This is a genomic window from Rahnella sp. 1L-D-7-B-C2, from assembly GCF_057290995.1.
The window spans coordinates 373,347-393,712 of the sequence record NZ_JBXAVQ010000004.1; the positions used below are offsets into that span (position 1 = coordinate 373,347).

The following is a 20,366-nucleotide window of genomic DNA, read 5'->3' on the forward strand; positions in this document are numbered from 1 at the left end:
AGATATGGCGACATTAGATAACCGGGACCCGGTCATGCTGGCGCGACAACTGCCGCTGAAATCCGTGGCATTGATTCTTGCCGGGGGACGTGGTTCACGACTGAAAGATTTAACTGCAACCCGGGCTAAGCCTGCCGTTCACTTCGGCGGGAAATTTCGCATTATCGATTTCGCCCTGTCGAATTGCCTGAACTCGGGCATCCGGCGTATCGGGGTGATCACGCAATATCAGTCTCACACGCTGGTTCAACATATTCAGCGAGGCTGGTCTTTTCTCAACGAAGAAATGAACGAGTTTGTGGATCTGCTTCCGGCACAGCAACGCCACAGCACCGAGCACTGGTACAAAGGCACCGCTGATGCGGTGTATCAGAATCTGGATATTATCCGTCGCTATGACGCCGAATTCGTGGTGATCCTGGCGGGCGATCATATCTACAAAATGGATTATTCGCGGATGCTGATCGATCACGTGCAGAAGGGCGGCGAATGTACTGTCGCCTGCCTCGCAGTGCCGATTGCCGAGGGCAGCGAGTTTGGCGTAATGGACGTCAGCGACGATTACCACATCAAAAGTTTTGTCGAGAAACCGCAAAACCCGCCGCCGATGCCCGGTCATCCCGACATGGCGCTGGCGAGTATGGGCATCTACATTTTTAATGCGGACTATCTTTTTAAGATCCTCGAAGAAGATATGGCGGACGAAGGTTCCAGCCACGATTTCGGAAAAGACCTGATCCCGAAACTGACATCGCAGGGCGTGGCGCGGGCGCATCCGTTCAGTCTCTCCTGCGTGACGCAGAATGAAGAATTACCGCCGTACTGGCGCGATGTAGGGACGCTCGACGCTTACTGGCGTGCCAATCTGGATCTGGCGTCGGTCACGCCTGAACTGGACATGTATGACCGCAACTGGCCGATCCGCACACACATGGAACCGCTGCCGCCGGCCAAATTTGTGCAGGATCGTTCAGGCAGCCACGGTATGACCATGAACTCGCTGGTGGCCGGAGGTTGCATCGTGTCGGGCTCGGTGGTGGTGCATTCAGTGCTGTTCCCGCGTGTGAGAATCAATTCTTTCTGCAATATTGATTCAACGATTATTTTGCCGGATGTCAACGTCGGACGTTCCTGCCGCTTGCGTAAATGTGTGATTGACCGCGCCTGCCAGATCCCTGAAGGCATGGTGATTGGTGAGAACGCCGACGAAGACAGCCGCCGCTTTTACCGCTCAGAAGGCGGTGTGGTGCTGGTGACGCGCGCGATGCTGGCGAAGCTGTAATGTTGGCCACAAGCTAAACGGACTTTTTTAGAACAGATCGAGTTTTGCAGTATTTTTCGTCATCCCGGTGAACGCCGGGATGACCGGGATAATCAGGAGCGCGAATGCAGGTTTTACATGTTTGTTCCGAGCTGTTCCCCCTGTTGAAAACGGGTGGCCTGGCCGACGTCGCCGGGGCGTTGCCCGCCGCACAGATCGCCGAGGGCGCGGATGTTCGCGTCCTCATTCCGGCTTTCCCTGACGTCAAAAAAGGCCTCGGAGAAACGCGGGTGATCGGTACGCTGGATACGTTCGCCGGTTATGTCACGCTGTCGCTGGGCTACTTTGACGGCGTCGGTATTTATCTGATTGATGTGCCCGGTTTGTACGATCGTCCCGGCAGCCCGTATCACGATCAGTCTTCTTTTGCCTACGCCGATAACCATCTGCGCTTTGCGCTTTTGAGCTGGATGGCGTGCGAACTGGCGCTGGGATTTGATCACCACTGGCAGCCGAACATTGTGCATTCCCACGACTGGCACGCCGGGCTGGCGTCTGCCTATATCCGCGCGCGCCATGCGCCGGTGAAAACGGTGTTTACCGTGCACAATCTGGCATTTCAGGGACTGTTTGGCGGGCATCATCTCGACGAGTTGTACATCCCGCGCGAGTTCTTCCAGATGCACGGGCTGGAGTTCTACGGCCAGATTTCCTATCTGAAAGCCGGATTGTATTACTCCGATCACGTCACGACAGTCAGCCCGACCTACGCGAAAGAAATCACCCGTCCTGAATACGGTTACGGTATGGAGTCTCTGCTGCAACTGCGGGAGAGGGAAGGACGGCTGACCGGGATCCTCAACGGTGTGGATGAAGCAATCTGGCAGCCGCGTGACGACGTGCTGCTTTCCGCGCGTTACGACGCCGATGATTTACGATCCAAAGCAATCAACAAAGCCTATCTGCAACGGGCGATGGGGCTGGACGTGGACGATTCGCGGCTGGTGTTTGCGGTCGTCAGCCGCCTGACCAGCCAGAAAGGGTTGGATCTGGTGCTCGAAGCGTTGCCAGATTTACTCGAACGCGGCGGTCAGTTGGCGCTGTTAGGCGCGGGCGACGCGGTGCTGCAGCAGGCATTTCTGGCGGCGGCGGCGGACAATCCGGGACAGGTCGGCGTGCAGCTGGGTTATCACGAGGCGTTCTCCCACCGCATTATCGGCGGTGCGGACGTCATTATGGTGCCAAGCCGCTTTGAGCCTTGCGGCCTGACGCAGTTGTACGGTTTGAAATACGGCACACTGCCGCTGGTGCGCCGGACCGGCGGGCTGGCGGATACGGTTGTTGACTGTGCGCTGGAAAATCTGGCCGACGGAACGGCCAGCGGTTTTGTCTTTGAAGAGGCCACGGGGAAATCGCTGGCAAGTGCGATCCGCCGGGCATTTGTGCTGTGGAGCCGTCCTAAACACTGGCGACACGTACAACAACACGCCATGGGTATTGATTTTGGTTGGAAGGTTGCGGCGCAGGAATATCTCACGCTGTATAACCGTCTTATGTCCTGAACCCCTGAACGTAGCTAACTTGATCGGGAATGTAACGTTATGACTTCACCGTTTAATTACAACTCACCGACAGTCAGTGTCGAAGCGCTAAAGCATTCTATAGCCTATAAGCTGATGTTTATTATCGGCAAAGATCCGTCCATCGCGACACAACATGACTGGCTGAACGCCACGTTATTTGCAGTGCGCGACCGCATGGTCGAACGCTGGCTGCGCTCCAACCGTGCGCAAACCTCTCAGGACGTGCGGCAGGTTTATTACCTGTCGATGGAGTTTCTGATTGGACGTACACTGTCCAACGCGCTGCTGGCGATGGGCATTTACGACGATCTCAAAAGCGCGCTCGATGAAATGGGCTTCGATCTTGAAGAACTGATCGGCGAAGAGAACGACCCCGGTTTAGGTAACGGTGGTCTCGGGCGTCTGGCGGCGTGTTTCCTCGATTCTCTGGCGACGCTGGCGTTGCCGGGGCGCGGTTATGGCATCCGTTACGAATACGGTATGTTCGCGCAGAACATCGTCAACGGAGAGCAGAAAGAATCACCGGATTACTGGCTGGAATACGGTAATCCGTGGGAGTTTCAGCGTTATAACACCCGCTATAAAGTCCGCTTCGGTGGCCGCGTGCAGCATGAGGGTGTGAAAACCCGCTGGCTGGAAACCGAAGAAGTCATCGCCTGCGCTTACGATCAGGTCATTCCCGGTTACGACACTGATGCAACCAACACGCTAAGGCTATGGGGCGCGCAGGCCAGTAACGAGATCAATCTGGGTAAATTCAATCAGGGCGATTACTTCGCGGCGGTGGAAGATAAAAACCATTCCGAGAACGTGTCGCGCGTGCTGTACCCGGACGATTCCACCTACTCAGGCCGCGAGCTGCGCCTGCGTCAGGAATATTTCCTGGTCTCGGCGACGGTGCAGGACATTCTCAACCGCCATTACACCACGCACCATACTTACGACAATCTGGCCGACAAAATCGCCATCCACCTCAACGACACGCACCCGGTGCTGTCAATTCCTGAGCTGATGCGTTTACTGATCGACGAACATAAATTCGAATGGCTGCCCGCGTGGGAAACTGTTTCACGGGTGTTCTCCTACACCAACCACACGCTGATGACCGAAGCGCTGGAAACCTGGCCTGTGGACATGATCGGCAAGATCCTGCCCCGTCATTTGGAGATTATTTTCCAGATCAACGATCATTTCCTGAAAGAAGTCGCAGTGCAGATCCCGGGCGACGACGGTTTGCTGTCGCGGGTGTCGATCATCGATGAAGGCAATGGCCGTAAGGTGCGCATGGCGTGGCTGGCGGTGATCGCCAGTCATAAAGTCAACGGCGTCTCGGCGCTGCACTCCGATCTGATGGTGCAGTCACTGTTTGCTGATTTCGCGCATATTTACCCGGATCGCTTCTGCAATAAAACCAACGGCGTGACGCCGCGCCGCTGGCTGGCGCTGGCTAATAAACCGCTGTCTGCGGTCATTGATGATGCCATCGGTCAGACCTGGCGTTCCGATCTCAGCCAGCTTTCTGAGCTGAAACAGAATCTGGATTATCCGAGCTTCCTCCAGGCTCTGCGCAAGGCCAAGCTGGATAACAAAAAACGGCTGGCGCTGTATATCGCGCAGAAACTGAATATCGTGGTAGATCCGAAAAGTCTGTTCGACGTGCAGATCAAGCGCATCCACGAATACAAACGCCAACTGATGAACGTGCTGCATGTCATCACAAGATACAACCGTATTCTGGAAGAGCCGGATGCCGACTGGGTGCCGCGCACGGTGATTTTCGCCGGTAAAGCGGCCTCGGCGTATTATGCGGCTAAACAGATTATCCGCCTGATTAACGACGTCGCGACGGTGGTCAACAACGATCCTCGTATCGGCAACAAGCTGAAGATCGTCTTCATCCCGAACTACAGCGTCAGTCTGGCGCAGATGATCATTCCGGCGGCCGATCTCTCCGAGCAGATCTCGCTGGCGGGCACGGAAGCGTCGGGTACCAGTAATATGAAGTTTGCCCTCAACGGTGCGCTGACCATCGGTACGCTGGACGGTGCGAACGTCGAAATGCTCGAACACGTTGGCGAGGATAATATCTTTATCTTCGGCAACACCACCGAACAGGTCGAGGAATTGCGCCGTAAAGGCTACAACGCCCACAGCTATTATGAGCAGGACGCCGAGCTGCATCAGGTGCTGACACAAATCGCCACCGGCGTGTTCAGCCCCGGCGAACCCAAGCGTTACAGCAATGTGTTCGATACGCTGGTAAACCTTGGCGACCATTATCAGGTACTGGCGGATTACCGTAGCTATGTCGATATGCAGGATAAAGTCGACGAACTGTATACGATGCCGGAAGAGTGGACGCGCAGCACGCTGCATAACATCGCCAACATGGGCTATTTCTCGTCCGACCGTACCATTCAGGAGTACGCCGATGAGATCTGGAACATCAAGCCGGTGAAATTGTAGAGGCGTTTTAATTGAGATGTTGAAAGTCATCCCCGGCCAGTGGTCGGGGATTTTTTTGGAGTAAAACGGGGGGAGCTGAGCCAGGATCCGAAAGTTGTATTACCAGTCCTGCGGCACTTCTTCCTGCCCCGCACGGAACTGGCCGCGCGGCATGATGTTCAGGGTTTCATGCAGTTCAGACCACACCAGTACGATTTCGCCGCTTTTCAGCTGACGTCTCACGTCGTCCACTTTCTGCTCCAGAGAGCGTTCCTGCTCGCCGTAATCGGTGCCTTCGCGCAAGACGAAAGATTCCACCACGCTGGTGAGGATTTCGGCGTCCAGTTCTTGCCAGGGAATAATCACAACTTTGCTTCCTTTGTTGGGGCTTCTTGCTCTAAATACGGGGCGATCCATGACGGGATGCGCTGCTCCAGCCACATCTGCGGATTACGCAGGCTACCGGAAACAAATCCGACATGTCCGCCGTGTTCAGTCAGCTGATACTCAACGCAGTCGGGTAAATCCTCAGCTTTCGGGATGACGTCCGGCGTCATAAACGGATCGTCTTTCGCATGGATAATCAGCAGCGGCGTTCGTACCTGCGACAGCAATGGCAGGCCGCTGCACCGGCGGTAATAATCCAGCGCATCGGCAAAACCGTGGGCTTTGGAGGTGATCGCGTCATCGAACTCACGCAGGCGGCGCATGGATTTTAACTGCGCCAACGTGACCGGCAGCGTACCCGGATATTTCGCCAGTTTGCGTGAGGCATTCATTTTGAGCTGATCGAGCAGATAGCGCTGATAAATCCGCGATGAACCCTGCTCAAGCCGGTACGCACAGGGTTCAAGCATCAGCGGCGCCGATACCACGACGGCGGCGCTGAGCGTACAATTTTCGCCTTCCTGACCGAGATAACAGGCCAGCATATTGCCGCCGAGAGAAACGCCGACCGCGCCGGTGGGTACGTCGCCGAGAGTCTCATTGAGCCAGCGAATAAAAAAGCGGGCGTCTTCGGTTTCGCCGGAATGATAAATCCGCTGGAGTTTGTTGGGTTCGCCGCTGCATCCGCGAAAATGCATGACCACGCCCAGCCAGCCGCGGTCCTTCCACGCCTGCAATAAGCCATGCGCATACGGGCTGTAGAAGCTGCCTTCCAGCCCGTGGAACAGCACCATGCGCGGTTTATGGCGCGCCAGTTGCGGATCTTCACTCCAGGCTAAATCCAGAAAATCGCCGTCGGGCGTGTCCAGCCTTTGCCAGTGCGGTTTGAGTTTGGCATGTCGCCGAACCAGCCGGGGTAACAGCGTCTGGATGTGCGGATTACTGGCCCCGCGCAGGGGGCGAAAGGATTCATACATAAGATGAATAAATTTCTCTTTAGAGTCTCTTGTGCGATCAATATCACGCTGTTAGCTTCAATGCTATCGCACAACTGAATCGCACGTCACCGGGTGAGGAGCACCCAATTAAATGGAACTTAGTTTATTTTTATCAATGCTCGGTTTTTTATGGGTCGCAGCCATCACTCCGGGCCCGAATAATATGTTGTTAACTACTTCCGGCGCTAACTTCGGTTTCTTCCGCTCAGTCTGGCTGATGGTCGGCATTATGCTCGGCATGCAAAGTATTTTGCTGCTGGTGGCGTTTGGCGTCGGCGGGTTGATCACGGTTTATCCGGCGTTACACCTGTTCCTGAAAATCGCCGGTAGTTTGTATCTGCTGTGGCTGGCGTGGAAGATTGCCACCTCCGCGTATGAAAAACTGGAAACCGGCGCGCCGCCGCCGAAGCCGATTCGGTTGTATCAGGGTTGGTTGCTGCAATTCCTGAATCCAAAAGCATGGCTGATGGGCCTGGGCGCAGTGGCGAGCTTCAGTCTGGCAGGCGCGTACTACAATCATTCGATTGCGGCTATCAGCCTCGGCATGTTCATGGTGAATCTGGTTTCCGGGATTATCTGGCTTGGGTTTGGCACAGTGATTGGCCGCCTGTTACGCAGTCGACGCGCGTGGTACACGTTTAATATCGCGATGGGTATTCTGACCGCGGCCTGCGTGTTGCTGATTTGGCATTAAGATGAAATGCAAAAAGGAGCATCGCGGCTCCTTTTTGCATACTGAATGATTCAACAATCAACTATTCGATATCAAACGCTTTCGACATTTCTTCCAGCTGTTCCTGTGCGTCGAGCCAGGTCATTTCGGTGTCATCGAGCGCGCCTTTGACTTTGGTCTGCTGTTGCAGGCATTCCGTCAGTTCGGCTTTACGGCTGATGTCGTAAATCGCCGAGTCGGCCAGACGTTCTTCGAGCGTGGCCAGTTCAGCGGTCAGTTTTTCCATCTGCGTTTCGAGCTTAGTAATCTGTTTACGCAACGGCTGAGTCTGATTACGGAAATCGGCTTCGCGACGTTTCTGGTCTTTGCGCGACTGCGCGCTGTTGACGCTGCCGTCTTTCGAAGGCGCATCCTGCTGATTTTCCTGACGCGAAATATCCACCAGCCATTGCTGATAATCTTCCAGATCGCCATCGAACTGTTCGACTTTGCCGCCGTGAACCAGATACAGATCGTCGGTGGTAGAACGCAGTAAGTGGCGGTCATGCGAGACCACGACCATCGCGCCTTCGAAGTCCATCAGCGCTTCGGTCAGCGCCTGACGCATATCCAAATCCAGATGGTTGGTCGGCTCATCGAGCAGCAACAGGTTCGGACGTTGCCAGACGATCAGCGCCAGTACCAGACGCGCTTTTTCACCACCGGAGAAACGGCCGGTCGGATCCGTGACTTTATCGCCGTGGAAGCCAAATCCGCCGAGGTAGTCACGCAGTTGCTGTTCGGTTTCTTTCGCCGCCAGCCGTACCAGATGTTGCAGCGGAGAATCTTCCGCACGCAGAAATTCAAGCTGATGCTGCGCGAAGTAACCGAGTTTGACCCCCTTCGACAGGCCGATATCGCCCTGCAGCGGCGCCATGGTTCCGGCAAGCAGTTTAATCAGCGTCGATTTACCGGCACCGTTGCGACCGAGCAGGCCGATACGCGAGCCCGGCACCAGATTCAGTTTGATCGAATCCAGAATGGTGGTGTCACCGTAACCGGCGCTGACTTTTTCCATGCGCAGCAGCGGATCGGGTAAACTTTCCGGCGAGCGGAAGCTAAAATGAAAAGGATTGTCGACGTGTGCCGGGGCAATCAGCTCCATACGTTCGAGCATTTTGATACGGCTCTGCGCCTGTTTGGCTTTGGTCGCCTGCGCGCGGAACCGATCGATATAGCTTTGCAGATGCGCCACTTTTTCCTGCTGACTTTCAAACAATGCCTGCTGCTGCGACAGTTTGGTCGCACGCTGACGTTCGAAAGACGAGTAGTTGCCGGTATATTCGTTCAGCGTCTGCTGCTCGATATGCAAAATTTTATCGACAATAGGATCGAGGAAATCGCGGTCATGGGAAATCAGCACCAGCGTACCGGTGTAGCTCTTCAGCCACTTTTCCAGCCAGATGACTGCGTCCAAATCAAGGTGGTTGGTCGGTTCGTCAAGCAGCAGCAAATCAGAGCGGCAGATCAGCGCCTGCGCCAGATTGAGGCGCATACGCCAGCCACCGGAGAAGGATTTTACCGGCTGCTGGAGCTGACTCTGACTAAAACCTAAACCGCTGAGCAGGCTGGATGCACGCGCCGGAATGGTCCAGGCGTTAATGGCATCAAGTTTGCCGTGCAGCGTGGCGATGGCGTGGCCATCATCACGATCGTTCGCCAGCTGTAATTCGGCTTCTAACTGACGAAATTCGCGGTCGCCGTCGATAACATACTCTATCGCTGGCACGTCCAGGGCCGGTGTTTCCTGATTGACCCAGGCAAGTGCCCAGTTGGTCGGAAATGTCAGGTTGCCTGCATCGGCGCTCATTTCACCTTTTAACAGAGAAATAAGGGTGGATTTACCGCAGCCATTTTTGCCCACCAGTCCGACTTTTTGGCCGGGATTGATGGTCGCAGACGCGTTGTCCAGCAGCACGTTTGTGCCGCGTCGGATTTGTAAGGAGGAGAAAACAATCATAAAGCGCCGTGTTGAGAGTATGTTAAATTGTCACGATATTAGGTTAAACAAGACGTATCGCGTCCTATTTTGTCTTTGCGAAGCATGGTAACGGAAAAACCGCACCCTGACGACGCTTTGGAGGTATTGATGTCGCAGCCACCAAAGGTTTTGCTGCTGTACGCCCATCCGGAATCACCCGATTCGGTCGCCAACCGCGTTTTACTGCAGCAGGCACAGCAACTCGGCCATGTCACCGTGCACGATTTGTACGCCCACTATCCCGATTTCTTTATTGATATTCACCGCGAGCAACAGTTGCTGCGCGAACATAAGGTGATCGTCTTCCAGCATCCGCTTTATACCTACAGCTGCCCAGCCTTGCTCAAAGAATGGATGGATCGCGTGCTGGCGCGTGGATTCGCCAGCGGGGCAGGGGGCAACGAGCTGCGTGGCAAATACTGGCGTTCGGTGATAACCACCGGCGAGCCAGAAGGCGCGTACAAGGCGGGCGGGTATAACCGCTATCCGATGTCCGACATTATGCGGCCTTTCGAGCTGACGTCGGCGATGTGCCACATGCACTGGATGACGCCGATCATCATTTACTGGGCGCGACGTCAGAAACCTGATGTGTTGCAAAGCCATGCTGAAGCCTATGGCGAATGGCTTAAATCGCCCCTGCCAAACGGAGGGATCGCATAATGGATGGTTCGAATCTGCCCGCAGCGATCTTACTGTTTTTATTCGCTGCGGTGGTTGCAGTCCCTCTCGCGCAACGTTTAGGCATCGGTGCCGTACTCGGCTATTTGCTGGCCGGGATCGCCATCGGCCCCTGGGGTTTAGGCTTTATCCGCGACGTTGATGAAATTCTGCATTTCTCCGAGCTGGGCGTGGTCTTCCTGATGTTTATCATCGGGCTGGAGCTGAACCCCGGAAAACTGTGGGCGCTGCGGCGGCAAATCTTTGGTGTCGGCGCGGGGCAAGTAATCCTCACGGCGCTGGTACTTGGCGGATTGTTGTATCTGACGAAATTTTCATGGCAGGCGGCGGTTATCGGCGGTATCGGGCTGGCAATGTCCTCGACGGCGATGGCGTTGCAGCTGATGCGCGACAAAGGCATGACCCGCAACGAAGGCGGCCAATTGGGGTTTGCCGTACTGCTGTTCCAGGATATTGCTGTGATCCCGGCGCTGGCGCTGATCCCGATTCTGGCGGGTGGCAGCGAGGGCGGCAATAACTGGGAAATGATCGGCATGAAAGTGCTGGCGTTCGGCGGGATGCTGATCGGCGGACGCTACCTGCTGCGACCGATTTTCCGGCTGATCGTGGCCTCCGGTGTGCGTGAGGTGTTTACCGCCGCGGCGCTGCTGGTGGTGCTCGGCTCGGCGCTGTTTATGGATACGCTGGGCTTCTCGATGGCCCTCGGCACCTTTATCGCCGGGATTTTACTGGCCGAAAGCGAATATCAGCACGAACTGGAAATCGCTATCGAGCCGTTTAAGGGTTTACTGCTCGGGTTGTTCTTTATTTCCGTCGGCATGGCGCTGAATCTGGGCGTGTTGTATACCCATATTCTGCTGGTGCTGGCCGGCGTAATGATTCTGGTGACGGTGAAGGGCGCGGTGCTGTACGGGCTTTCGCGGGTATTTGGCTTGCGCACGTCGGTGCGGTTGCAGTTTTCTGCAGTGCTCAGTCAGGGCGGTGAATTCGCCTTCGTATTGTTCTCTGCTGCGGGTGCGCAGAAAGTCATTTCCTCCTCTCAGCTTTCGCTGTTGCTGGTGGTTGTAACGCTGTCGATGATGACCACGCCACTGCTGATGCAGTGGGTCGATCGTATTCTGGTGCGCCGTTATAACGACGGCGAAGAGAGTGACGAGCAGCATTTTGTGCAGGATGATGAGCCGCAGGTGATTATCGTCGGCTTCGGGCGTTTCGGGCAGGTGATCGGGCGTCTGCTGATGGCCAACAAAATGCGGATCACCGTGCTGGAGCGTGATATCAGCGCCGTCGGCCTGATGCGCACTTACGGCTATAAAGTGTATTACGGCGATGCGACCGAACTCGAACTGCTCAGGGCGTCCGGCGCGGAGAAGGCGAAGTCGATTGTCATCACCTGTGATGAACCGGAAGACACTATGACTATCGTCCATTTATGTCAGCAGCACTTTCCACATTTGAATATTCTGGCGCGAGCCCGTGGCCGTGTAGAAGCGCATGAGCTGTTACAGGCCGGTGTGGCGAACTTCTCCCGCGAGACGTTCTCCAGTGCGCTGGAGTTAGGCAAGAAAGCGCTGGTGACGCTGGGGATGCATCCTCACAGTGCTTACCGTGCTCAGCAGCATTTCCGCCGTCTCGACATGCGGATGCTGCGTGAACTGGTGCCGCAAAACCGTGGCGATGTGGCGCAAATTTCCCGTGTTAAAGAAGCGCGGCGCGAGCTGGAAGATATCTTTCAGAGCGAAATGCATAACGAACGTCGCCAGCTTGATGGCTGGGACGACGATGAATAGCCGGCAGACGAAAAATAATTTCGCCATTTGATCGAAAACTGACCGGACGCAATGTCGGAAAATTCAGGAGAAGTAACATGGCTAGTACTCGTAAACGTTTCATCGCCGGTGCGGTTTGTCCGAAATGTAAGGCGCTGGATACGCTGGCGTTATGGCAGGAAGATCAGGTCGAAGTGGTGGAATGCATGAAGTGCGGACACCATCAGCGGCAGACCGATGCGCAGGTCAGCAAGAAGCTGCGCCCGGAAGAGCAGGTGATCGGTATTTTTGATCCGAAGTAGCGTTATTGCCCGCGATTTTTTATGCTGTGGGGTACAGCGGCGCGGATTTCCGCTACACTCTTCGCCAAATTTATCCGGTATCGCTTTTCGGGATGATCTCATCGAAAAGGGACCGTCACTGAATTAGTCTTGACCGACGTTGCGTACGTTGTTGAGACGTCCGCAGACAACAAATTAAGTTTCCAACGGTAGGAGTTATCATGAAAGTATCAAAAGACCTGGTCATCAGCGTGGCATATCAGGTACGTACAGAAGACGGTGTGTTGGTTGATGAATCTCCGGTGAGCGCACCGTTGGATTATCTGCATGGTCATGGTTCCCTGATCTCCGGTCTGGAAACAGCGCTGGAAGGCCATGCGATTGGTGACGTGTTCGACGTGCATGTTGGCGCAAATGACGCGTACGGCAACTACGACGAAAACCTGGTTCAGCGCGTGCCTAAAGACGTGTTCATGGGTGTTGAAGAACTGGAAGTTGGTATGCGCTTCCTGGCTGACACCGATCAGGGCCCGGTTCCTGTCGAAATCACTGAAGTTGACGGCGACCACGTCGTTGTTGACGGCAACCACATGCTGGCGGGTCAGGATCTGAACTTCCACGTAGAAGTGGTAGCTATCCGTGAAGCGACTGAAGAAGAACTGGCTCATGGCCACGTTCATGGCGAACACGGCCACGACCATGGTCACGATCACGAACATGGCGACGGTTGCTGCGGCGGCCACGGTCACAGCCATGATCACGATCACGGCCATGACGAACCGAAGAAAGGCGGCTGCGGCGGCAACGGTGGTTGCGGTTGTCATTAATCGCTATGCGCTTTTAGCTGCATAATAAGAAAGGCGCCTGATGGGCGCCTTTCTTTTTGCCTGCATCCGCTCCGACATCAATAATGCGGTGGCGGAGTCTCTTCTGACTGATCGGCAATCATCGAGGGCTGGCTGGCGCGCAGTTTGTCGGTCAGCAGACGCAGATGATCGTGTAAACGGCTCATTTCAAGCTGGTGTTGCGTGACGATCATGTTCAGCTCTTCAATGGTGACTTCCTGAAAAGCCAGCTTGTGTTCCAGCATTTCCAGACGCTGTTCAACGGTATTTGAGTTCATCTTAATTACCTCATCGTGTGGCTCAAGTTGATCAGATTGAGCACTGACCGGAACTTCATCCTATATTTAGGAGGGAGATTCTACCTGCAAAAACGGCGAATTACCTGACCTCTGTGGCACCTTATCCGCGTTTTTCAGCGGATTTGCGAAACTAATTGATGCACAAAAGGTCTGAAAAGGACGCTAATGGCGCGTATAGAGATTGTTTTGTCGTGAGACGGACAGTTATAGTAACCGCCGAACTTTCGTAATGATTACCAGAAGACAGAAACTTCTGGTCCTGGAGAAATGGATGAAATCACTGTTTAAAGTTACCCTTCTGGCAACGACCATGGCAATCGCCCTGAACGCGTCGCAGGTTATGGCTGCTGAAACTGCTCCGGCCGCAGCGGCAACCCCAGCTGCCACCGCGCCAGCCGCAGCCGCAGCTGCCACCGCGCCAGCCGCAGCCGCAGCTGCACCTGCAGAAGCCTCTAAGTTTAAAAGTGATGACGAGCAGGCTGCTTACGCGCTCGGTGCTTCACTGGGTCGCTACATGGACAACTCGCTGAAAGAACAAGAAAAACTGGGTATCAAACTGGATAAAGACCAGTTGATCTCCGGTGTTCAGGATGCGTTTGCGAATAAGAGCAAACTGTCTGATCAGGAAATCGAGAAGACTTTGCAAACCTTCGAAGGCCGTGTGAAAGCATCTGCACAAGCTAAGATGGAAAAGGACGCTAAAGCGAACTCCGACAAAGGTGATAAATTCCGTGCTGACTTCGCTAAAGAGAAAGGCGTGAAGAAAGCAGAGTCTGGCTTGCTGTATCAGGTAGAAAAACCTGGTACCGGCGCGGCCCCTAAAGACAGCGATACCGTTGTCGTGAACTATAAAGGCACCCTGACCGACGGTACCGAGTTCGATAACTCTTATACCCGTGGTGAGCCACTGTCTTTCCGTCTTGATGGCGTGATCCCAGGCTGGACCGAAGGCCTTAAGCACATTAAGAAAGGCGGTAAAATCAAGCTGGTCATTCCACCGGAACTGGCCTACGGCAAAACCGGCGTGCCGGGGATCCCTGCTAATTCTACACTGGTGTTCGACGTTGAACTGCTGGATGTGAAAGCAGCGCCTAAAGCTGATCCAAAGGCAGCTGAAAAACCTGCCGAAGCAGAAGCTGCACCAAAAGCTAATTAAGCTCGCGTTCAGTAGGTACACAGAACCGTCGCATAATGCGGCGGTTTTTTTTCGCCAGTGACTTTTATCGCCATCAACCCCTCTTTTTACTGCGGTTACTCTATGATGATTACTTGACGCTTTTGTCCGTCGGGCATAACGTCACAGATCCGTAAACTCGCAAGGCCGTTTTTTCTGTAGTTTTGATACAGTAACGACCCTGGAATGATGAATAATGCGCCCGTAGCTCCATGAGAAGGCGCGATGCAGAGGGTGGTAGCTTCAATGTCTAATTCGCTTATAACTGGCGAAACCGGCGAACTGGATTTGCTGGACCAACGTCCTTTCAGCCAGGTCGATCATGAAATTTTGTCCTCCTACGAAGCCGTCGTAGATGGACTCGCGATGCTGATCGGTGAGCATTGCGAAATTGTTCTTCACTCGCTGGAAGACCTGAAATGTTCCGCGGTACGTATCGCCAATGGCGAGCACACGGGCCGTAAAATTGGATCGCCTATCACCGATCTGGCGTTGCGCATGTTGCATGACATGACCGGCGCGGACAGTAATGTGTCTAAAGCCTATTTCACCCGCGCTAAAAGCGGTGTGTTGATGAAGTCGGTCACAATCGCCATTCGCAATCGTGAACAGCGCGTGGTGGGGCTGCTGTGCATCAACATGAATCTTGACGTGCCTTTCTCGCAAATCATTCAGACCTTCATGCCGCCTGAAACTCAGGAGGTGGCACCGTCGGTTAACTTCGCTTCCTCTGTCGATGATCTTGTGGCGCAGACGCTTGAATTCACGATTGAAGAAGTGAATGCAGATCGCAATGTGTCTAATAACGCCAAGAATCGTCAGGTCGTTCTGAATCTGTATGAAAAAGGTATTTTTGATATCAAAGATGCTATCAACCAGGTTGCTGACCGCCTGAACATCTCCAAACATACGGTCTACCTGTATATCCGCCAGTTCAAGAGCGGGGATCTGGTGGGGAACGAACGTTGAAACTGCGTTATTGCCTGTTGGTTACCGGCCCGGCTTATGGCACTCAGCAAGCCAGCGCCGCCTATCAGTTTGCACTGGCGCTTCTTGCCAGCGGTCATCAGCTTGAGAGCGTCTTTTTCTATCGTGACGGCGTGCTCAATGGCAATCTGCTTTCTGCGCCTGCGTCTGATGAATTCGACCTGGTTCGATCATGGCAACGAATGGCAGCGGATCATCAGGTGGCACTCAACGTGTGTATTGCAGCAGCGCTACGTCGTGGTGTGATCGATGAAACCGAAGCGAACAATCAGGGGCATGGGCAGACCAACCTGCAACCTGGTTTTTCATTGACCGGACTCGGCAGCCTCGCGGAAGCCTCACTGACCTGTGATCGTATGGTGCAATTCTGATGTGTTATGGCTGGAAACAATGATGAAGAAGGTGGCGTTTATTTTCACGCAGGGGCCTCACGGCACTTCCGCCGGCCGCGAAGGTCTGGATGCATTGCTCGCAACCTCTGCGCTGACCGAAGACATTGGCGTCTTTTTCATGGCCGATGGCGTTTTTCAGCTGATGCCCGCCCAGCAGCCGGAAAAAATATTAGCGCGTAATTATATCGCGACATTTGGCGTGTTATCGCTTTATGACATTGATCAGTGCTTTGTCTGTGTAGAGTCTTTGAACATGAGAGGATTATCCGCGGCGCACGAATGGGTGCTGGATGTGGTGCCGCTGTCTGTCTCTGAAATCCGCAGCCGGCTGGCTGAATATGATGTGGTGATGACGTTCTGACTCAGGAATTCTAATGCTTTTTACTCTTGCCCGTTCCCCGCAACATTGTGATTTCCCGCTACTTATTAAACTGGTCGCCCCGGAAGATGCGTTACTTCTGATGCAGGACGGTGTACTGGCAGCTCTCGACGGGAGTCAGGCATGCGAGCTGTTATTTCAGCATGTGCAGAGCGTCTATGTATTAAGCGAGGATTTGGCTGCCAGAGGATTGGTTGGTCAAATTTCGCACAACATCACGTTGATCGACTATACTGGTTTCGTCGCGCTGACGGAGAAACATGCCCAGCAAACGGCATGGTGAATCAATGATGTGCTGTATATTTCTTGACACCCTCCATGGTCAGCTCTAAAATTCTGCGTCCCCATATTAGCTAATGCTTTTTATGGGGCGATTTATCACGCGTTTACAAAGTAGTTTATGAATCAAAATCCAGGAGCTTTTTAATGGCAACAATTAATCAGCTGGTACGCAAACCACGCTCTACGAAGGTTGCTAAAAGCAACGTTCCAGCGCTGGAAGCTTGCCCGCAGAAACGTGGCGTATGTACTCGTGTATATACCACCACTCCTAAAAAACCAAACTCCGCATTGCGTAAAGTATGCCGTGTGCGTTTGACTAACGGTTTTGAAGTTACCTCCTACATTGGTGGTGAAGGTCATAACCTTCAGGAACACTCCGTGATCCTGATCCGTGGCGGTCGTGTAAAAGACTTGCCAGGTGTGCGTTATCACACCGTCCGCGGCGCGCTGGACTGTTCAGGCGTTAAGGATCGTAAGCAATCTCGTTCTAAATACGGCGTTAAAAAGCCGAAGTCTTAATGGTTCTCCGTTAAGTAAGGCCAAACATTTTCACATTACTGTCAAAATAAACTCTTAGAGTTTTGGACAATCCTGAATTAACAACGGAGTATTTCCATGCCACGTCGTCGCGTCATTGGTCAACGTAAAATCCTGCCAGATCCTAAGTTCGGATCCGAACTGCTGGCAAAATTCGTAAACATTCTGATGGTAGATGGTAAAAAATCTACTGCAGAAGCAATCGTCTACACTGCTCTTGAGACCCTGGCTCAACGTAGCGGTAAAGGCCACCTGGAAGCTTTCGAAGTCGCACTGGACAACGTTCGTCCGACTGTCGAAGTTAAGTCCCGCCGCGTAGGTGGTTCTACTTATCAGGTTCCAGTAGAAGTCCGTCCGGTTCGTCGTAATGCTCTGGCAATGCGTTGGATCGTTGAAGCTGCTCGTAAACGCGGTGATAAATCCATGGCTCTCCGCCTGGCGAACGAACTTTCTGATGCTGCAGAGAACAAAGGTACTGCAGTTAAGAAACGTGAAGACGTTCACCGTATGGCTGAAGCCAACAAGGCGTTCGCCCACTACCGCTGGTAATCACTTCGCTGTAGTTATGCTAACCAAGCGGGCGCTTCAAGAAGCCAACCCGCTTGGCTTAACCGAACTTGAACGTCCTAGTTATAGAGGAATCAAATGGCTCGTAAAACACCCATTGAGCGCTACCGTAACATTGGTATCAGTGCTCACATCGACGCCGGTAAGACCACTACTACCGAACGTGTTCTGTTCTACACCGGTGTAAACCACAAAATCGGTGAAGTTCATGACGGCGCAGCAACCATGGACTGGATGGAGCAGGAGCAGGAACGTGGTATTACCATCACGTCAGCTGCGACCACCTGTTTCTGGTCTGGTATGGCTAAGCAGTTCGAACCACACCACATCAACATCATCGACACCCCAGGGCACGTTGACTTCACCATCGAAGTTGAACGTTCCATGCGTGTTCTTGATGGCGCGGTAATGGTTTACTGTGCTGTTGGTGGTGTTCAGCCACAGTCTGAAACCGTATGGCGTCAGGCAAATAAATATAAAGTTCCACGTATCGCGTTCGTTAACAAAATGGACCGTATGGGTGCTAACTTCCTGAAAGTTGTTGATCAGATTGAAAAACGTCTGGGCGCAACTCCGGTTCCTCTGCAGCTGGCTATCGGCGCTGAAGAGAAATTCACTGGTGTTGTTGACCTGGTGAAGATGAAAGCAATCAACTGGAACGAAGCCGATCAGGGCGTGACCTTCGAATACGAAGAGATCCCGGCTGATATGCAAGAACTGGCTGAAGAATGGCGTCAGAAACTGGTTGAGGCCGCTGCTGAAGGCTCTGATGAGCTGATGGAGAAATTCTTTGGTGGCGAAGAGCTGACTGAAGAAGAGATCAAAGCTTCTCTGCGTAAGCGCGTTCTGAACAATGAAGTTATCCTGGTTACCTGTGGTTCTGCGTTTAAAAACAAAGGCGTACAGGCAATGTTGGATGCTGTTGTTGAGTATCTGCCAGCACCAACTGACGTTGAAGCTATCAACGGTTTGTTGGATGACGGTAAAGACACTCCAGCAGTTCGCCATTCTGACGATTCTGAGCCGTTCTCTGCTCTGGCGTTCAAAATCGCTACTGACCCATTCGTGGGTAACTTGACGTTCTTCCGTGTATATTCCGGTCTCGTCAACTCTGGTGACACTGTATTTAACCCAGTGAAATCACAGCGCGAACGTCTGGGTCGTATCGTTCAGATGCACGCTAACAAGCGTGAAGAAATTAAAGAAGTTCGTGCAGGCGATATCGCTGCAGCGATCGGTCTGAAAGACGTGACTACTGGTGATACCCTGTGTGATCCGGATAATGTGATCATCCTGGAGCGCATGGAATTCCCAGAACCGGTAATTTCCGTTGCGGTTGAACCAAAAACCAAAGCTGACCAGGAAAAAATGGGTCTGGCTCTGGGTCGTCTGGCAAAAGAAGACCCATCATTCCGCGTATGGACTGACGAAGAATCTGGTCAGACTATCATCGCAGGTATGGGTGAGCTTCACCTGGACATCCTGGTTGACCGTATGCGTCGTGAGTTTAACGTTGAAGCGAACGTAGGTAAGCCGCAGGTTGCTTACCGTGAAGCGATTCGCTCCAAAGTGACTGACGTTGAAGGTAAACACGCCAAGCAGTCTGGTGGTCGTGGTCAGTACGGTCACGTTGTGATCGACATGTATCCGTTGGAGCCAGGCTCGAATCCGAAAGGCTACGAGTTTGTCAACGAAATCAAAGGTGGTGTAATTCCTGGCGAATACATCTCTGCGATTGACAAAGGTATCCAGGAACAGCTGAAATCAGGTCCACTGGCGGGTTACCCAGTAGTAGATCTCGGTGTGCGTCTGCACTTCGGTTCTTACCACGACGTTGACTCCTCTGAACTGGCGTTTAAACTGGCCGCTTCTATTGCCTTCAAAGATGGCTTCAAGAAAGCGAAACCAGTTCTGCTTGAGCCGATCATGAAGGTTGAAGTGGAAACTCCAGAAGAGAACACTGGTGACGTCATCGGTGACCTTAGCCGTCGTCGTGGTATGCTGAAAGGCCAAGATTCTAACGCTACTGGCGTTGTGATTCATGCCGAAGTTCCGCTTTCCGAAATGTTCGGTTATGCGACTCAGCTGCGTTCACTGACCAAAGGCCGTGCATCTTACTCCATGGAATTCCTGAAGTATGATGATGCGCCAAATAACGTGGCCCTGGCCGTTATTGAAGCTCGTGGCAAATAAGCCACAGGTTTAAACACAATGATCCCGTGCTCTCTCTTTGAAGGGAGAGCACAAGAGTAAGGAATATAGCCGTGTCTAAAGAAAAATTTGAACGTACAAAACCGCACGTTAACGTTGGTACTATCGGCCACGTTGACCACGGTAAAACTACCCTGACTGCAGCAATCACTACCGTTCTGGCTAAAACCTACGGCGGTTCTGCACGCGCATTCGACCAGATCGATAACGCACCAGAAGAAAAAGCTCGTGGTATCACCATCAACACTTCACACGTTGAATATGACACCCCAAGCCGTCACTACGCGCACGTTGACTGCCCAGGCCACGCCGACTATGTGAAAAACATGATCACCGGTGCTGCTCAGATGGACGGCGCGATCCTGGTTGTTGCTGCAACTGATGGCCCTATGCCACAGACCCGTGAACACATCCTGTTGGGCCGCCAGGTTGGCGTTCCATACATGATCGTATTCATGAACAAATGCGACATGGTTGATGACGAAGAGCTGCTGGAATTAGTAGAAATGGAAGTTCGTGAACTTCTTTCTCTGTACGAATTCCCAGGCGACGACATCCCAGTTGTTCGTGGTTCAGCGCTGAAAGCACTGGAAGG

The 20,366-nt window shown here is 53.3% G+C and carries 21 protein-coding genes; 17 read left to right on the forward strand and 4 right to left on the reverse strand.

Annotated elements, in window-relative coordinates; all coding sequences use genetic code 11:
- Positions 1 to 4: 4 nt before the first annotated feature.
- The 3 genes from glgC to glgP all read left to right on the forward strand — a co-directional run bounded on the left by glgC (position 5) and on the right by glgP (position 5,310).
- Positions 5 to 1,282, forward strand: coding sequence for a glucose-1-phosphate adenylyltransferase (gene glgC, locus AC0Z7K_RS10135; protein ID WP_413530206.1), 1,278 nt, complete (start codon positions 5 to 7; stop codon positions 1,280 to 1,282).
- A gap of 104 nt (positions 1,283 to 1,386) precedes the next feature.
- Positions 1,387 to 2,823 carry a glycogen synthase GlgA gene (gene glgA / locus AC0Z7K_RS10140; RefSeq protein ID WP_413530207.1) on the forward strand — a complete coding sequence of 479 codons (1,437 nt, stop codon included), beginning with the start codon at positions 1,387 to 1,389 and terminating at the stop codon, positions 2,821 to 2,823.
- A 39-nt stretch (positions 2,824 to 2,862) separates the two neighbouring features.
- Positions 2,863 to 5,310, forward strand: a complete 2,448-nt coding sequence (gene glgP / locus AC0Z7K_RS10145; protein ID WP_413530208.1) for a glycogen phosphorylase — start codon at positions 2,863 to 2,865, stop codon at positions 5,308 to 5,310.
- Between the two features lie 99 nt (positions 5,311 to 5,409).
- Here glgP and AC0Z7K_RS10150 read toward each other — a convergent pair whose 3' ends face one another.
- Together AC0Z7K_RS10150 and AC0Z7K_RS10155 are read right to left on the reverse strand one after the other, a co-directional pair.
- Positions 5,410 to 5,655 (reverse strand): YheU family protein, encoded by a 246-nt coding sequence (locus AC0Z7K_RS10150; RefSeq protein ID WP_413530209.1) that lies wholly within the window; start codon positions 5,653 to 5,655, stop codon positions 5,410 to 5,412.
- Positions 5,652 to 6,653, reverse strand: coding sequence for a hydrolase (locus AC0Z7K_RS10155; protein WP_485614237.1), 1,002 nt, complete (start codon positions 6,651 to 6,653; stop codon positions 5,652 to 5,654). Before AC0Z7K_RS10155 ends, AC0Z7K_RS10150 begins: the two co-directional genes overlap by 4 nt.
- Before the next feature lie 112 nt (positions 6,654 to 6,765).
- Between AC0Z7K_RS10155 and AC0Z7K_RS10160 the strand changes: the two genes are divergently transcribed.
- Entirely contained in the window at positions 6,766 to 7,368 is a 603-nt protein-coding gene (locus AC0Z7K_RS10160; protein WP_413530211.1) for a LysE family translocator, read from the forward strand.
- A gap of 61 nt (positions 7,369 to 7,429) precedes the next feature.
- Here AC0Z7K_RS10160 and AC0Z7K_RS10165 read toward each other — a convergent pair whose 3' ends face one another.
- Positions 7,430 to 9,346 (reverse strand): ABC transporter ATP-binding protein, encoded by a 1,917-nt coding sequence (locus AC0Z7K_RS10165; RefSeq protein ID WP_485614239.1) that lies wholly within the window; start codon positions 9,344 to 9,346, stop codon positions 7,430 to 7,432.
- 129 nt (positions 9,347 to 9,475) lie between these two features.
- Between AC0Z7K_RS10165 and kefG the strand changes: the two genes are divergently transcribed.
- The 4 genes from kefG (at position 9,476) to slyD (ending at position 12,925) form a co-directional block, all read left to right on the forward strand.
- Entirely contained in the window at positions 9,476 to 10,030 is a 555-nt protein-coding gene (kefG, locus tag AC0Z7K_RS10170; RefSeq protein ID WP_413530213.1) for a glutathione-regulated potassium-efflux system ancillary protein KefG, read from the forward strand.
- Entirely contained in the window at positions 10,030 to 11,838 is a 1,809-nt protein-coding gene (kefB, locus tag AC0Z7K_RS10175; RefSeq protein ID WP_485614242.1) for a glutathione-regulated potassium-efflux system protein KefB, read from the forward strand. Before kefG ends, kefB begins: the two co-directional genes overlap by 1 nt.
- A 77-nt stretch (positions 11,839 to 11,915) precedes the next feature.
- Positions 11,916 to 12,119: a YheV family putative zinc ribbon protein gene (locus AC0Z7K_RS10180; protein WP_112167607.1), complete on the forward strand. Its 204-nt coding sequence runs from the start codon at positions 11,916 to 11,918 to the stop codon at positions 12,117 to 12,119.
- 200 nt (positions 12,120 to 12,319) lie between these two features.
- Complete coding sequence (slyD, locus tag AC0Z7K_RS10185) at positions 12,320 to 12,925, forward strand: peptidylprolyl isomerase (RefSeq protein WP_112167608.1); 606 nt, start codon at positions 12,320 to 12,322, stop codon at positions 12,923 to 12,925.
- A gap of 77 nt (positions 12,926 to 13,002) precedes the next feature.
- On the opposite strand, the gene AC0Z7K_RS10190 is transcribed toward slyD, so the two are convergent.
- Positions 13,003 to 13,221 (reverse strand): protein SlyX, encoded by a 219-nt coding sequence (locus AC0Z7K_RS10190; RefSeq protein ID WP_413530215.1) that lies wholly within the window; start codon positions 13,219 to 13,221, stop codon positions 13,003 to 13,005.
- 292 nt (positions 13,222 to 13,513) lie between these two features.
- Between AC0Z7K_RS10190 and fkpA the strand changes: the two genes are divergently transcribed.
- The 9 genes from fkpA to AC0Z7K_RS10235 all read left to right on the forward strand — a co-directional run.
- Positions 13,514 to 14,398 (forward strand): FKBP-type peptidyl-prolyl cis-trans isomerase, encoded by an 885-nt coding sequence (gene fkpA, locus AC0Z7K_RS10195; RefSeq protein WP_485614245.1) that lies wholly within the window; start codon positions 13,514 to 13,516, stop codon positions 14,396 to 14,398.
- 264 nt (positions 14,399 to 14,662) lie between these two features.
- Positions 14,663 to 15,385 (forward strand): helix-turn-helix transcriptional regulator, encoded by a 723-nt coding sequence (locus tag AC0Z7K_RS10200; protein WP_056775190.1) that lies wholly within the window; start codon positions 14,663 to 14,665, stop codon positions 15,383 to 15,385.
- Positions 15,382 to 15,774, forward strand: coding sequence for a sulfurtransferase complex subunit TusD (gene tusD, locus AC0Z7K_RS10205; RefSeq protein WP_413530217.1), 393 nt, complete (start codon positions 15,382 to 15,384; stop codon positions 15,772 to 15,774). Before AC0Z7K_RS10200 ends, tusD begins: the two co-directional genes overlap by 4 nt.
- Before the next feature lie 22 nt (positions 15,775 to 15,796).
- Entirely contained in the window at positions 15,797 to 16,156 is a 360-nt protein-coding gene (gene tusC / locus AC0Z7K_RS10210) for a sulfurtransferase complex subunit TusC (protein ID WP_485614260.1), read from the forward strand.
- A 13-nt stretch (positions 16,157 to 16,169) separates the two neighbouring features.
- Positions 16,170 to 16,457: a sulfurtransferase complex subunit TusB gene (gene tusB, locus AC0Z7K_RS10215; RefSeq protein WP_413530218.1), complete on the forward strand. Its 288-nt coding sequence runs from the start codon at positions 16,170 to 16,172 to the stop codon at positions 16,455 to 16,457.
- A 143-nt stretch (positions 16,458 to 16,600) separates the two neighbouring features.
- Positions 16,601 to 16,975, forward strand: coding sequence for a 30S ribosomal protein S12 (gene rpsL, locus AC0Z7K_RS10220; RefSeq protein ID WP_013573668.1), 375 nt, complete (start codon positions 16,601 to 16,603; stop codon positions 16,973 to 16,975).
- Positions 16,976 to 17,071: 96 nt separating this feature from the next.
- On the forward strand, positions 17,072 to 17,542 hold the full coding sequence (gene rpsG / locus AC0Z7K_RS10225) for a 30S ribosomal protein S7 (RefSeq protein ID WP_005969574.1): 471 nt from the start codon (positions 17,072 to 17,074) through the stop codon (positions 17,540 to 17,542).
- 96 nt (positions 17,543 to 17,638) lie between these two features.
- Positions 17,639 to 19,753 carry an elongation factor G gene (gene fusA, locus AC0Z7K_RS10230; protein ID WP_413530222.1) on the forward strand — a complete coding sequence of 705 codons (2,115 nt, stop codon included), beginning with the start codon at positions 17,639 to 17,641 and terminating at the stop codon, positions 19,751 to 19,753.
- Between the two features lie 71 nt (positions 19,754 to 19,824).
- Positions 19,825 to 20,366, forward strand: a 542-nt coding sequence (locus AC0Z7K_RS10235; RefSeq protein ID WP_485614250.1) for a GTP-binding protein, incomplete at its 3' end; no start/stop codon positions are given.